Genomic DNA, 13,029 nt, shown 5'->3' with positions numbered 1-13,029 from the left:
ACTTCACTCAAAAGCATATCGATAGCCGAAATTAATCCAATAATAGGAATTTGGAAGCTTTTGTCTTGGAACATATTTGTAAGGAATTCCAAATAAATTCGCTATATCTTCATTGATTTTTTTATTGATGTATTCATTTATGGGACCTGTGGTTTTAGATGGATCTGCAACTTTTCCATCATAAATTGAACTGAAGCCATTTATTTCAATAGGTAAGTCTGTTTTATATACAGCATTCATAACTTTCTGTTGGTTTGGATCAAATTCTGTGTCCAATGGATCGCCCGAACCAAAAAAGTAATCTTGAAAGGTACGATCAGGAGTATAAGTAGCGTTAAAGCCAAGATAAAAACCGCTATCATGCACAAATCGATAGGTAAAAGTAATATCACTTATGCCTTGAATCTCGTGAAGAACATAATATCCAAATTGTATTTCATATTCAGAAAATAATTCATTAGTAATATAAAAACCATTATCAAAAGAGATAGAATAATAAATTGTATTGACCACGATGTCTTCATGAATTCCAAGTTCAATGCCTTCAAGATTTGGAAAAGAATATGTAAGAAAAATTTCAGTTCCATAAGGTATACCCACACTTAAAGGGGATGCGTATTTGAAATGCATGATACCAAATCCTATTTTGCCCATTTTGTTTTCTGAATCATAACCTATCGTAATATCCAATTCATTAAAACGACGTAAACCTACTGGTTCACGATAAAAATTTGGTAAGTTTTCATAATCCAGTATAAAGTTAGAATTAGGCAATGTATTTTGGAGATCATCTATTATATTGAGTGAAGAATCAAATATATAATCCAACAAAGAAGTTCGGTTTTTAATAAATGGCATTCTTGGATTTGTTTGTAATCTTTGATCGATATCTTTGTCATTTTGTCCTACTAATGCAAAAGAAGAAAATAAATTTACATATAACCCATTCAATGGAGTATACCATGTTATACTTGGCTGAAAGGACCATGCTCCATTAATTGATTTATAACTTTCTTTTTTTTGGATATTATAATCCCTATAAAAGTTATGCCCTCTCCAAATGTAGTCAGATGAAAATTGAATATCGATTTCAATCCTTGGATTTTTTTGAGGGTAAAGATTAAAACTAAAAGATAAAATCAAAATTATTAAATATCTTTTTTTGCTTTTCATAAAAACAAAATTCTTTATTTTTTTATGCTTTCAATTTTAATTTGAGCCGTTTTTGGATTTTTTGAATCATACTTTCATTTTTATGAAACTTTATAAACTCTTCGATTAAAGATTCCACTCGTTCTTGATTTTTTAAATTTTGATAACAATAAAGTAATCGTATGAAATTTTTGATATGGGATTTATTGAAGTTCCAGAGCCGTTCCCCGATTTCGATTTCTTCTTCGATTCTGTTGAGTTTTCTACAACTAACAGAGTAAAAATACAAAATATTATCACTAACAGGATATTCATGAGCATAATGATGAAAGTTATCGACAATCTCGTTGTAGCGCTTTTCTTTGTATAAACGAAATGCTTTCTTTTCTACTTCATCTTTAGATACTAATGCTTGAGATTCTTCAGATTCTTTTTTGATGGTAATTTTCAACATAGAAAAATCATCTTGGAATTCAAAGTTTGATTTCAGTGATTTGTAAAATTTTTTTATATCACCTTCTGTCTGTCTTAAGAGCTCAAGGCTGAGGTTTTCATTTTGGTTGACTTGACCGTTTATTAGCACTTCATCTTTTCCATCTGAACCAACATAGATGCTATCACTTTTATTCAAGAATAGTCTATGAATCTCAATTACTTCTGTAGAACCAGGAAAACCTAATTTTTGATAGATTTTAGATTCAATAAATTGATATTCATTCCCTCTTTGAAGGATAATTCTGGGATGATCTAAGTTGATGTAATACATACAATAATTTCTCTCATCAATTAATCCAATCACAGCGGAAATTAACATAGAACCATTGAAGGTCTCAAGAACCTCTTGAATTTCAAGGTAAACATATTTTAACCAAGTATCAGGAAATCTTTGTTTTTCGATTTTTCTTTTTTGAGTTCTTCTCAAAATGGCAATCAAAACAGAAGCCAAGACAAGTATACCCAATAAACCTTTCAAGGACTTTCCCATCGCATCAGCATTAATGAAAAAAACATAAGACCGATTTCTTAATTCGATTTTGTCTAAGTAGATATAATCTCCACCTAAAGTTAAGATTGTATTTTTAAAAACAAACTTGGTAAACTGCTGAACTATATATTGATATTCGATATTTTCTGAATGTATAGAAAAAACCTTTAAGGAATCATAAAGCTGAAACAACAAAAAATAATCGGTTTGCCTCTTTTTTTTATGTTGTAGTATTTTTGATAGATACGTATTAATTGAAATAAAAAATATTGAAATCAAAATAATACTAAACAAATTAAACCAACCAAAATCTCTCAAAAGAAAAGAAAATACAAAGATTAAATTCAATTCTTGGTTTTGTAAATTAAATTTTCTTCTAAATTTGATATCAAAATGATAATCCAGAATTTCATTTTTTTTAAAAAAGATGACTTCCTGGTTTCGATAGATTGTGAGACTTTTTAGATCATGAAAGATTGATTGATATGTGTTTACTATATCATCATAATTATTTCTTGTCAAAACTACTTTACTGATATTTTCACTGATCCTATAAAACTCCCAGTATTCATGCACAATATAGATGACATCAAAAAAAGTCAAAATAAAGAAAATATAAAATATGTTATTTCTTAGAAAGGTCTTAAAATTCATGTAATAGTTTAGCCTTTTACCAATAAATATTTCTTCTTTCCGATTTTGATTTTGTATTCTCCTGGGAATTTTAATGTGTAATCTCTTGCGGTGATGGTTTCTAAATTATCACCTATTTTGATGGCTCCTGATTCAAATAGTTTTTTGATGGAGGTCATACTTTCTTCGATTTTTGCCTCCAACAAAACTTGAGCTAATTTTATTTCTTTTATATTTTCTGGCACATGATACACGGGTGTGTTTGGTGGAAGTACTAATTGGGATTGTTTTGCAGAGCTCTTTTCTTTTTCCCAAATCTCTCTTGCTTTTTCTCCGGATCTTTCTGGAAGTGGGTGCAATTGATTTATGATTTCAACTGCTAATAACTTCTTCGCTTCAAAAGGATCGTTTTTTCGTTGTTGGATTTCTTCTTCTGGAACATCTGTTAGTAGTTCGTAGTATCTCCACATTAGCTCATCTGATATGGACATGATCTTGGCAAAGATACTATAAGGTTCTTCATCAATGCCAATGTAGTTTTGATAGGATTTTGACATTTTTTGAACCCCGTCTAATCCAACCAATAATGGCAGTGTAATGATGACTTGAGGTTCTTGCTGATATTCCTCTTGAAGTGCTCTACCAACGAGAAGATTGAATTTTTGATCCGTTCCTCCTAATTCTATGTCAGCTTTTAGAGCAACTGAGTCATATCCCTGGACTAAAGGATACATGAATTCAATCAAGCTTATGCTTTCTCCTGACTCGTAGCGTTTTTTGAAATCATCACGTTCTAGCATTCGAGCCACAGTGTATTTTGCTGTTAGGTTCAAAACTTCCTCGAAAGTAAGCTTTTTCAACCAATGAGAATTAAAAACAATTTTGGTTTTTTGAGGATTAAGAATTTTAAATACTTGTTTTTCATAGGTTTTAGCATTTTCTTTGACTTCTTCTTCCGTTAGTCGTTTTCGGGTTTTGGATCTTCCCGTGGGATCACCAATCATGCCCGTGAAATCCCCAATCAAAAAATAAACCTCATGTCCAAGGTCTTGAAATTGTTTAAGTTTTCTCAAAAGAACGTAATGCCCCAAATGTAAATCTGGAGCTGTTGGATCAAAACCCGCTTTTACTTTTAGGGGGGTTTTTTGGGTATGACTTTTCTCGAGTTTTTTTAAGAGATCATATACAGGTATGATTTCTTCTGTACCTCGTTTGAGAACTTCAAAATCAGAGATAGTCTTTTCAGAAAACTCTTTTAATAGTTTATCGTCCACGAAGGTCATGGTATGCAAAAAATTTATCCTTTCCAAGAGGAAAACACATTTTGAGGAATCCCAAGTAGATTCAAAATTTTTCCGCTTATGAAATTCAACAAGTCCTCGATGGTTTTGGGCTTATGATAAAATCCTGGGGAAGCAGGAAGAACTATCCCACCTGCCAAAAGGATTTTTCGCATATTTTCTATGTGGATCAAATTCAATGGTGTTTCTCTGGGTACAACAATCAATTTTCGTCGTTCTTTCAAAACCACATCAGCGGCTCGTTCTATTAAATTATTACTATAACCGTTAGCAATTCCACTAATGGTTTTCATGGAACAAGGAATGATGATCATGCCATCATGAAGATATGAACCACTTGCCGGTTTTGCCCCTAAATTTTTGTTATTCTCAAGAATAAATTCATGTTGAGGTGTAGTAATATCTTTTAAACAAAATTCAATGAATTCTCTATCTGACTTAATGGTAATTTCCATTTCTTTTGCAAGGACCAGCTTTGCTGCTTCTGAAATAATCACATGGCTTTCTCCTTTAACATGACTTGCTAAAGTTTTCAAAAAATGAACACCGTAGATTATACCACTAGCACCACTAATGCCAATTACAAAACGAAAGGAGTTTTTTTCCATGTAATGTGATTAATTGAAAACATCTTCTTGTTGAAACCGATGGGTTTTTTCTATTTGATGAATGATTTGATTTTTGTACTTCAGGATTTGTAGAGTTCTATTCCACCGTTCTTGAAATGAAGATAATTCTAAGAGTTTTTGTTTTTCCTCAAGGGGGATGTTCAAAAAATGCAAAGTCAGGTGGCACAATAGCACAACGTTGTTGGGGTCAATTCGATCTAAATTTTCAAAACTTTGATGTTTTAAATAAAACTTCGCCTCAGAAAAAAAATATTCTTTTTCTTCTGTGCTGATTTGAACATTATGTAGATATTCTTCATCAATGATTACATTTCCAATATAATACTTTTCTACCGACTCGTAGTAGTGGATGAGTTTGATTTTCTTTAAACCCATTACGCTCATGCGAAAAACACTATTTTTGCTATATAAGTTTTCGATTGGATCATGCTGATAGATCTGACCTAAGGTGCCGTATTCATAAGGAATAGGTAAAGGTCCGTGAGCTTCAATACCTTCTTTGATACAAAAAATCCCAATTTGCTTGTTGGTATTCAAAACGGAAACGACCATTTTTTTGTATCGTTCTTCAAACACTTGAATATCAATACTTACTCCCGGAAAGAGGACTGTGCTTAGCGGAAATAGGGGTATGTATCTTTCCATTGAATTTTTAAAAAAATAACCAGCGGTCTAAAAGCAAACCAAAAAATAAAACAGAACTAATCACAGAATTGACATGAAAAAAAGCAACAGGGATTTTCTCTAATCTTCCACCACGTACCAGAAAATGTTCAAAAAAGAACAAAAATCCCACAATCAAAATCGTAATCAAAAAAATCAAGTTGAGTGAACGAGTGAAATAAAAACCTAACAAAAACAAAAAAGACAAAACGTGATTTACTCTTGCAACAATTAGTGCCTTTGAAATTCCCAACTTTACAGGAATGGAATGCAAATTCATTTTTTGATCAAACTCATAATCCTGACAAGCATACAAAATGTCAAAACCTGCTATATAAAACATAAGAGCCAAAGATAATAGAACAGTATAGAGTTCAATCTTGCTAAGGAGAGCTACACTTACCGCCATCGGAGCTAAACCAATCGCAAAACCCAAAATGTAATGACACAAAAACGTAAAACGTTTCGTAAAAGAATAAAAGAACGTAAGAAACACCACAATTGGAGACAAAAAGCCCGCAATAGGATTAATCAAAAACGCAAATAAAATAAACAAAACTGAAGAAATCAAAACAAAAGCATAAGCTTCATTTAGCGAAATTTTCCCCGAAGGGATTTCTCGATTTGAAGTTCGCGGATTTAGAGCATCAAATTTACGATCTACAATTCGATTGAATCCCATAGCTGCACTTCTTAACGTAATCATGCACATAATGATGCCAAAAGTTTTTATCAAGGTATCTTGAAGGCTCCATTGTAAATGGTTTTCTTTAAAGTAATTCCAATAAAGGATTTCTACAAGAGCTATCCCAGCAAAAGGCAAAGCAAAAATCGTATGAGAAAACTTAATCATTTGTAGGTAATTTTGAAGGATTTCCATCAAAGAATGAGAATTTTTCATATAGAATAAAAAATTTCTTTTATGGGTTTTTTCCTATTATTTTTTGAACAATCGATATGAATTATTTTAAAAAATCATTCATCGTTTTCTTTTTGGTAATTTTTTCTTGTTTTGAGTATAGCGAAACTTTGATACTTTATCCCAATTTATCGGGAAGAGTTCAAATTGAATACAAAGTTCCCATTTCAAAACAAACCGGCAAAAGCTTGATTTATTTTTTGCCTGTTATTAAAAGTGAATACGAAAAGATTTATGACATAAAGCTAAGTAATTTTATGGTTCAAGATACAGAAGCACTGAGTGAAAATTTTATCTATAAACAAGTGAATTTAGAATATGAATTCCGATACATCATGGATTTAGAAAAGCGTCTCTATGGATTAGAAAACATTGTTCGCAACAAAAATGAATTCCATCTCTATCGAACTTTTCCTACTGCTGCTAATTATAATTCTCAAGATCAAATTTTCAGTTGGGTTTATAATTTCATCTACGAAAAATTCGCAAATAGAAGCTTAAAGTTCAAAATTTTGGTTCCCACTCATTTTAGTATTGTCTCGAATTTGGGGAATCTTCCTGCACCCGGGGTTTTGAATTTCCATTTTCCTTTGGAAAGAACCCTTGATTCAAAAAATCCAACAACATGGTATGTTACTATCACATTAAACCCAATTCCATGAGGTATTTTGAGAAAAGCTGAAGGGATTCCCATTCTTTTTTTGTGATTTGATAGTGTAAGATTTTTGTTAGATACTCAAAAGAAAATTCTTTAGGGAAGGGGGATTGCTTGATGATTTGTTCGAGGGATTGACGACCCAGTTCATAAGATTCTTGAAAGATTTCTTTCTGGAATATGAGCTCCTTCGAGAAGGACCACAGAGCAAAAACAAAAGGAAGTTGTGTAAATTCATACCACCACTCAGCTAAATCTTTAACGAAAAACCCATAAGAATTCAAAAAAACTTGTATGGCAGGGTCTCCGATAATAAGACCTGCAGTATCGGGTGAGTTCTGAATCTGCTTGATGATTCTATCGGGATGTTCGTAAATAAATTCCGGCAGTTCTTGAAAGGTTTTGTAATAAAGAACTTTTAACAAGGCAACAGAACTTCTTGAGCTGATGTCTAAGTAGATTCTTTTAACTGGTCTATCAAAAAAAAATTCTTGTTTCAAAAACAAAATTGAAGCTACCCTTTTATGAGCGCATACACCCAAATGGGGGTAGTAATCAAGAAGGTCTTGATTTCTTAATACCTCAACAGAACTGATAAGACCAATATCAATTTTTTTTTCCAATAGCATATTCACTAAAGTAGAAGGGATATCTTCGATGATTTGATAATCATAAAGTGGAAGAAAAGAAACATTTTGCCATTTTTCTTTATGCAAGAAACCATAATCTAAAGGCTTTGCATTGAGAAACTTCACAGTGCCTATTCTTAAAGGAGTTTTTTCTTTTGGCATTTTTATTCACTTTTTTAAAGAAAGTCTTAATGCATATCATTTTATGATTTACAATAAGAATTCATTATTTTTGATATTTTTGCATATGTTACATTTACGGACGATACTGATGGTATTTCTTTTTATTTTTTCTATTAACTGTAAAACAGAACAGATTCTTTCAATTGGAGATACATTAAAAGACAGTTTAAACATCCTATCAAGTAAACAAACCTTTATCGATGAGGAAAGAGTCATATCTTTGGAGCTAGAACCTAATTTTCGAAACACTATCACAAAAATAGGTTTTAGTAATATTTATGATTTTGAGTGGCTTTCGAAATCATCTTCAACAGACGAAAAGCTTTTATATCGAATTCAAATAAAAGTTAGTAGAGAAGGAGATACTCAGTTCAAAGACATAAGAAAGCCTGACTTTGAATTCGATTTTTCGAAAGAGTGTCAAGGTTGCATAATAGAAAAAAAAGGATGGATTTTTGTGAAAAACAAAAATGCTCGCCTATTTCAATACAGACAAAGCAATTGGTTTTTTCTTTCCATCCACCTCAATCATCAAAGCCATTATGTAGAAATATTGATTTCATCTGAAGATAAAGAAAAAACTACTGAAAAATGGGAAGATTTAAAAAAAGACATTCAATTTTTATAAATGTTCATCGAAAAATTAAACATCAAAATTAAAAGATTTCTTGGAACAGGTTATTTGAGGTATCAAAATAATATCTATCATTACTTTAATTCCACTCAAAAATACGGAAAGGAATTCATCCTTTTACAAAAGTTCGAATATGTTAATTTATTCTTTCTCAATTACAAACAAGACGAACAAATCAAATTTTCTTTTATTTCCTTTCCCTATGAAAAGTCTTTTTTAGAATTAAACAACCATCATAAAATTGCTTTAGAAAACACATCTTTGTATCAAAAATTTCTTTCAGAAGATAATCCATATGGTTTAATCAATGAATTAGAACAAATACACAAACAAAAAGAAATCTATTTTTATTTTTGTTATTTTACCATTCAATCCAACTTGCAAGAGAATTACTTTATTGATGATATTTTTCAGATAGGTCAGTTCTTTTCTTTTGGTTATCCTCCTTTGATTTTGATCCACAAAGACTCCTTTCATTTCCCGACCAGATCAGGAATCCCCATTGGTGTTGCTGAAACCCAAATAAAAAAACAATCCATTGAAATGCCTATTAATTCAAAGCTTTACGTTCATACTCCTGTTTTTAATGAAAAAATCAATCTAAGAGAACTACATTACAATATTCATAAAAATAACTTGGAATCCTTACCTAAAAATATGATTCTTTTGGAATATCATTTAACAGATTTCGAGGTTCTTTAATGAAAGAAATCTTTTCTAAAATACAAAAAAATCATTGAATTTAAAAACCCAATAAAAAGTCCAAGCCAATGAAAACGTGGATGATTTATGTTTTTCTTTTGATTTCTATTTTTTTTGGTGCTTTAGGTCAGATCTTCATGAAGATCATGATGAATTCCTTAGGACCTTTCCCAATCCATCAAATTAGCAATTGGTTTATTTATTTTCTGTCTGCGATAAAATCCTTTTATCTGTGGTTGATTTTTTTGAGCTATGGGATTTCTGTTATACTGTGGTTAATAACGCTAAGTTATGCAGACCTATCTTTTGTTCGACCCCTCATGTCGTTGGGTTATTTGATTACTTTACTCTATGGTATCTACGCTGGAGAAAACGTAACAACAGAAAGATTTTTGGGAACGATCTTTATCTTGATTGGTGTTTTTTTGATTTCCAAATCCTATTGAAATAAAATTCTTCTTACTTTCCCATAAATAAAGCTAAAAAAATATTTACAAAAAGAAAATTTCTGAATTTATTAAAAAACATAATGCAATATCGAAAGAATCCTTTAATCACAAAAACATTAATTTTTCTGAATATAACCATTCACTTGTTTATTTTGATTTATGGAGTTTACATTAAATCCGATCCACTATGGCTACAAGAGTTTTACTTTCAGTTTGGACTTGTTCCTGTGGAATTTTGGAATGGTTCTTTTTGGCAACCTTTCACTGCTATGTTTCTTCATGGCTATCAAGGATTATCATTACATCTTTTAGTCAACATGATAGCTTTGTGGAGCTTAGGCTCCGCAATTGAAGTTACTATTGGTTCGATTCCATTTACTTGGCTTTATTTTATTTCTGGACTTTTTGGCTCTCTTTTTGTAGTGCTATTTCAGTCGGATTTGACCATTCCAACCATAGGAGCTTCTGGTGCTGTGATGGGGTTGCTTGCTGCTTTGGCAATCTTTTACCCAAAGTCCACTTTGTTTGTCTTTTTCTTTCCCATGAAAGCAAGAACTGCTGCTCTCATTTTTGGCCTTGGCTCTCTGGTTTTGGCATTCATTGACTCATCTTCGAATATATCCCACATCGGACACTTTGGTGGTTTCATCGGTGGCTTTTTATATACAAAATTGGCACTACAACTCAAAATAGGAGATAACCAATTATATACTTACAAAGATCCATATGAAGAATTAGAAGAAGAAATAGAGGAAAGAATAAAAAACATAGAGGAATTACGACAAGACCTCAGAAAATATCCATTTACTTTTGACTCGTGGGATGAACGTGATGAGCCTACTCCAAAGACAAGAACTCGTAAAATCTACTTTGATCCAGAAACAGGCAAGTTTTATATCATTGAATGATCAATCTTCGAAACTTTCCAATGCTTCATCTAAAGTTTTATAAATTTCAAAAACATTCGAAAGTTGGGTTAGATTCATTAAGGACTCAATATCAGAGTTCAATCCACAAAAAACTATCCTTCCCTTTAAATAATCTATATGTTTGTAAATATGTAAAAAAAGCCCTAATGCTTGAGAATTAATAAAAGGTACTTTTTTCATATCAATGATGAACTTTGGAGCTACGTTTGGTTTGATGTATTGTTCCATTCTTTCGGCTAATTGATATTCATCACCAGATTTGATGGCACCTTCAATAGACACTATAACTACATCATTCTTGGTTGTGATTTTTAACTTCATATAATTCTTCCATCAATGTAGGTTAATACCTAATATTTCTTTTGTTTCTGTTCCTTTTCGAAGTAAGAATCTATAATTTCCACTACTAACTTTATCTAAATTGAATGTCAATTCTTTTTTGATTTCATATATCTGTATTTCTTGTTTTTTATTTTTGTTTAGAATGATGAGCTGAACTAAGTCTTTACTCAAACTTTCTTGGTAAGGACTCAATGACTTCTCACCGACAAATAAAAGTTTATCTTGATAATCAATTTTTGTAAATTTCAAAAACCTTTCTTCTGATGAGTTTTTGAATATTTCTATTACAACTACAATATTTTTGAATTTAATAATATCTGAGTAGATTGTGATTTCCATAATTCTTTTTAGGCTGCTAGAGATGAAAAACCATTATTGTTTTTGTACAAACGTAAATATTCTTTTAGATGCTTTTTCACTTTGTTGATTGTATAGTGGATTTTGCTCTGGGATACATTCAGTAATTGAGATATATCTTTGAATTTGGGTCGGTAATCAATCCTAAATATTGTTTTTTGTGTGAAGTTAAAATGACTTTGCAAGAAAGGATTCTCTTTATCATAAAACTTTTTGTAATATTTTCTATTGAGCCTGATTTCGTTTTTGAAGTTTTTTTCGATAAACCTTTCTTTTTTTGCTCTATAATTTCTTAAGAATCTTTTTGTTTTTTCATATCCTAATCGTTGGATCAAGTAAACCAATTCATCGGTATTTAAGGGGATATCATGGCTTAATTTGAAAACCAAAACATCTTCTAAATTCAATTGTTTGAGTGCTTGGCTAAGGTAAAACCAGAAATCAGAAATTTCATTTTTGTTTTCTTCAATATTACGTCGAAAAGGGATGATTTTTTCTTCTTTTGATGAGAATTGAATATACTCTATCGATTGCCTTTTGGCTTTTCTATCAAGGGTATAAATATGGTTTCTTATGGCTTTGTATAAATACCGATAAAAACTCACATCATCATTTAAATTTTGATAATAAGCAATGGTTTTTTTTAAATCATTTTCAATGAAATCAACAATAGTATCGTAAACAAAATCATAGTTTCTGTAATACCGAAGAAGAATCTTTGGGAAAACCTGATATATCATCTCAAAGAGAGGAGCTAAGTTATTTGTTTTCAAATATTCTTCGTATAAAAGCTGCATTTGTTTTTCGATAGAACTTTTATTTCTTTCAAATTTCATCCTATCCTCCCCCAAAGGTTTTTTTATTTTATTTATCTTTAAAACTGATACTTTTTTAAAATTTTTTTTCTGTGATGGAATTTTGATTTCGAACTTAAAAGAAATTAGAAAATTCATCATGATGGATTTGAAGCAAGTTTTCTTCAAAATGGAGGCTACTGGAAATGATTATATCTACTTTGATTTTCTTGATTTGGAATTTCATCCTTCAAGAGTGAATGAAAAAGTCATACCCCTGATTTGTGATCGAAGGTTCGGTGTTGGAGCTGATGGGATTGTTGTTATTGCCAAAAGTGATATAGCATTAGCCAAAATGTGGATGTGGAATTCTGATGGTTCATACTCAAAAATCTGTGGGAATGCCTTAAGGTCTGTAGGTCTTTATTTATTTAAAAAATACCATCAAAAAGATTTTCTTGTTGAATCTGGAGTTGGGATTCATCAAATCCAAATTCTTAATGATTTTGATACCTTTGGGATCATCAAAGTTGACATGGGAGAACCCATACTTGATGTAGAGAAAATTCCCTACAAAAGCACGATGAACCAAGAACAAAATCGCTTTTATGATCCAACCCTCATTGATAAAGAAGGGATCGTTGTTTCTATGGGAAACCCTCATTGTGTCTTTTTCGTTGAAGATGCAAAAACGATCCCACTAAAAGAAATCGGACCAAAAATAGAACATCATTCTTCGTTCCCTGAAAGAACCAACGTGGAATTTGTGGAAATCTTAGAGGACAAAACCCTGTACCAACGAACATGGGAAAGGGGCTCAGGAGAAACCTTAGCATGTGGTAGTGGTGCCTGCGCAGTTTTAGTGGCAAGTGTTATAGAAAAGGGCTTACCCCGAAAAAACACCATCCATTTAGATGGTGGTGATCTAGAGATTGAATGGAACGAAAACACAAATCATATCTACATGACAGGCAAAGCCAAATTCGTCTACAAAGGCGAACTCATGAGAGACTTTTTTTTGTTTTGGTGAAATCTACGAAATTTTGTATTTTATAGAAGAAAAAAATTGACCT

General features: G+C 31.4%; 16 protein-coding genes. 6 read left to right on the top strand and 10 right to left on the bottom strand.

The annotated features are described in order from the left end of the window. Nucleotides 1-3 precede the first annotated feature (3 nt). The 6 genes from NZ853_06715 to ubiA are packed head-to-tail and all read right to left on the bottom strand — an operon-like array spanning nt 4 to nt 6,264. A complete protein-coding gene (locus tag NZ853_06715) occupies nt 4-1,173 on the bottom strand; it encodes a hypothetical protein (GenBank protein ID MCS7205370.1) in 1,170 nt (389 codons plus the stop codon). Nucleotides 1,174-1,195: 22 nt separating this feature from the next. Beyond that, nucleotides 1,196-2,791: a serine/threonine-protein phosphatase gene (locus NZ853_06710; GenBank protein MCS7205369.1), complete on the bottom strand. Its 1,596-nt coding sequence runs from the start codon at nt 2,789-2,791 to the stop codon at nt 1,196-1,198. Between the two features lie 8 nt (nt 2,792-2,799). Beyond that, nucleotides 2,800-4,053 (bottom strand): tyrosine--tRNA ligase, encoded by a 1,254-nt coding sequence (tyrS, locus tag NZ853_06705; GenBank protein ID MCS7205368.1) that lies wholly within the window; start codon nt 4,051-4,053, stop codon nt 2,800-2,802. 14 nt (nt 4,054-4,067) lie between these two features. Then, nucleotides 4,068-4,679 carry a UbiX family flavin prenyltransferase gene (locus NZ853_06700; protein MCS7205367.1) on the bottom strand — a complete coding sequence of 204 codons (612 nt, stop codon included), beginning with the start codon at nt 4,677-4,679 and terminating at the stop codon, nt 4,068-4,070. A gap of 9 nt (nt 4,680-4,688) precedes the next feature. After that, on the bottom strand, nt 4,689-5,345 hold the full coding sequence (locus NZ853_06695) for an LON peptidase substrate-binding domain-containing protein (GenBank protein MCS7205366.1): 657 nt from the start codon (nt 5,343-5,345) through the stop codon (nt 4,689-4,691). Nucleotides 5,346-5,352: 7 nt separating this feature from the next. Next, the gene (gene ubiA / locus NZ853_06690) at nt 5,353-6,264 is read right to left on the bottom strand and encodes a putative 4-hydroxybenzoate polyprenyltransferase (GenBank protein ID MCS7205365.1); all 912 of its coding nucleotides are present in this window, start codon (nt 6,262-6,264) and stop codon (nt 5,353-5,355) included. Between the two features lie 56 nt (nt 6,265-6,320). Here ubiA and NZ853_06685 point away from each other — a divergent pair, with 56 nt between their 5' ends. After that, on the top strand, nt 6,321-6,944 hold the full coding sequence (locus tag NZ853_06685) for a hypothetical protein (protein MCS7205364.1): 624 nt from the start codon (nt 6,321-6,323) through the stop codon (nt 6,942-6,944). Here the strand turns inward: NZ853_06685 and NZ853_06680 are convergent. Continuing rightward, nucleotides 6,922-7,728 carry a menaquinone biosynthesis protein gene (locus NZ853_06680; protein MCS7205363.1) on the bottom strand — a complete coding sequence of 269 codons (807 nt, stop codon included), beginning with the start codon at nt 7,726-7,728 and terminating at the stop codon, nt 6,922-6,924. The two genes, NZ853_06685 and NZ853_06680, sit on opposite strands and share 23 nt — an antisense overlap. An 85-nt stretch (nt 7,729-7,813) precedes the next feature. Here NZ853_06680 and NZ853_06675 point away from each other — a divergent pair, with 85 nt between their 5' ends. The 4 genes from NZ853_06675 (at nt 7,814) to NZ853_06660 (ending at nt 10,442) form a co-directional block, all read left to right on the top strand. Then, nucleotides 7,814-8,377: a hypothetical protein gene (locus NZ853_06675; protein ID MCS7205362.1), complete on the top strand. Its 564-nt coding sequence runs from the start codon at nt 7,814-7,816 to the stop codon at nt 8,375-8,377. Beyond that, the gene (locus tag NZ853_06670) at nt 8,378-9,085 is read left to right on the top strand and encodes a hypothetical protein (protein MCS7205361.1); all 708 of its coding nucleotides are present in this window, start codon (nt 8,378-8,380) and stop codon (nt 9,083-9,085) included. 68 nt (nt 9,086-9,153) lie between these two features. Then, the gene (locus tag NZ853_06665; GenBank protein MCS7205360.1) at nt 9,154-9,531 is read left to right on the top strand and encodes a hypothetical protein; all 378 of its coding nucleotides are present in this window, start codon (nt 9,154-9,156) and stop codon (nt 9,529-9,531) included. A gap of 83 nt (nt 9,532-9,614) precedes the next feature. Then, nucleotides 9,615-10,442 carry a rhomboid family intramembrane serine protease gene (locus NZ853_06660; protein MCS7205359.1) on the top strand — a complete coding sequence of 276 codons (828 nt, stop codon included), beginning with the start codon at nt 9,615-9,617 and terminating at the stop codon, nt 10,440-10,442. On the opposite strand, the gene NZ853_06655 is transcribed toward NZ853_06660, so the two are convergent. Genes NZ853_06655 through NZ853_06645 form a run of 3 tightly spaced genes read right to left on the bottom strand, consistent with a single transcriptional unit; the run spans nt 10,443 to nt 11,998 of the window. Further along, a complete protein-coding gene (locus NZ853_06655) occupies nt 10,443-10,784 on the bottom strand; it encodes an STAS domain-containing protein (protein MCS7205358.1) in 342 nt (113 codons plus the stop codon). 12 nt (nt 10,785-10,796) lie between these two features. Next, nucleotides 10,797-11,144: a hypothetical protein gene (locus tag NZ853_06650; protein ID MCS7205357.1), complete on the bottom strand. Its 348-nt coding sequence runs from the start codon at nt 11,142-11,144 to the stop codon at nt 10,797-10,799. An 8-nt stretch (nt 11,145-11,152) separates the two neighbouring features. Continuing rightward, nucleotides 11,153-11,998, bottom strand: a complete 846-nt coding sequence (locus NZ853_06645) for a hypothetical protein (protein MCS7205356.1) — start codon at nt 11,996-11,998, stop codon at nt 11,153-11,155. A gap of 118 nt (nt 11,999-12,116) precedes the next feature. Between NZ853_06645 and dapF the strand changes: the two genes are divergently transcribed. Then, nucleotides 12,117-12,986, top strand: a complete 870-nt coding sequence (gene dapF, locus NZ853_06640; protein MCS7205355.1) for a diaminopimelate epimerase — start codon at nt 12,117-12,119, stop codon at nt 12,984-12,986. Nucleotides 12,987-13,029: the final 43 nt, after the last annotated feature.

Source organism: Leptospiraceae bacterium, from assembly GCA_025059995.1.
Classification (GTDB): domain Bacteria; phylum Spirochaetota; class Leptospiria; order Leptospirales; family Leptonemataceae; genus SKYB61.
The sequence above is the reverse complement of the archived record's forward strand: the minus strand, read 5'-3'. Positions and strand labels throughout refer to the sequence as shown.

Coding starts and splice junctions, on each gene's coding strand:
- NZ853_06715 (MCS7205370.1), bottom strand. CDS start 1,173: ATGAAAAGCAAAAAAAGATATTTAATAATTTTGATTTTATCTTTTAGT.
- NZ853_06710 (MCS7205369.1), bottom strand. CDS start 2,791: ATGAATTTTAAGACCTTTCTAAGAAATAACATATTTTATATTTTCTTT.
- tyrS (MCS7205368.1), bottom strand. CDS start 4,053: ATGACCTTCGTGGACGATAAACTATTAAAAGAGTTTTCTGAAAAGACT.
- NZ853_06700 (MCS7205367.1), bottom strand. CDS start 4,679: ATGGAAAAAAACTCCTTTCGTTTTGTAATTGGCATTAGTGGTGCTAGT.
- NZ853_06695 (MCS7205366.1), bottom strand. CDS start 5,345: ATGGAAAGATACATACCCCTATTTCCGCTAAGCACAGTCCTCTTTCCG.
- ubiA (MCS7205365.1), bottom strand. CDS start 6,264: ATGAAAAATTCTCATTCTTTGATGGAAATCCTTCAAAATTACCTACAA.
- NZ853_06685 (MCS7205364.1), top strand. CDS start 6,321: ATGAATTATTTTAAAAAATCATTCATCGTTTTCTTTTTGGTAATTTTT.
- NZ853_06680 (MCS7205363.1), bottom strand. CDS start 7,728: ATGCCAAAAGAAAAAACTCCTTTAAGAATAGGCACTGTGAAGTTTCTC.
- NZ853_06675 (MCS7205362.1), top strand. CDS start 7,814: ATGTTACATTTACGGACGATACTGATGGTATTTCTTTTTATTTTTTCT.
- NZ853_06670 (MCS7205361.1), top strand. CDS start 8,378: ATGTTCATCGAAAAATTAAACATCAAAATTAAAAGATTTCTTGGAACA.
- NZ853_06665 (MCS7205360.1), top strand. CDS start 9,154: ATGAAAACGTGGATGATTTATGTTTTTCTTTTGATTTCTATTTTTTTT.
- NZ853_06660 (MCS7205359.1), top strand. CDS start 9,615: ATGCAATATCGAAAGAATCCTTTAATCACAAAAACATTAATTTTTCTG.
- NZ853_06655 (MCS7205358.1), bottom strand. CDS start 10,784: ATGAAGTTAAAAATCACAACCAAGAATGATGTAGTTATAGTGTCTATT.
- NZ853_06650 (MCS7205357.1), bottom strand. CDS start 11,144: ATGGAAATCACAATCTACTCAGATATTATTAAATTCAAAAATATTGTA.
- NZ853_06645 (MCS7205356.1), bottom strand. CDS start 11,998: ATGAAATTTGAAAGAAATAAAAGTTCTATCGAAAAACAAATGCAGCTT.
- dapF (MCS7205355.1), top strand. CDS start 12,117: ATGATGGATTTGAAGCAAGTTTTCTTCAAAATGGAGGCTACTGGAAAT.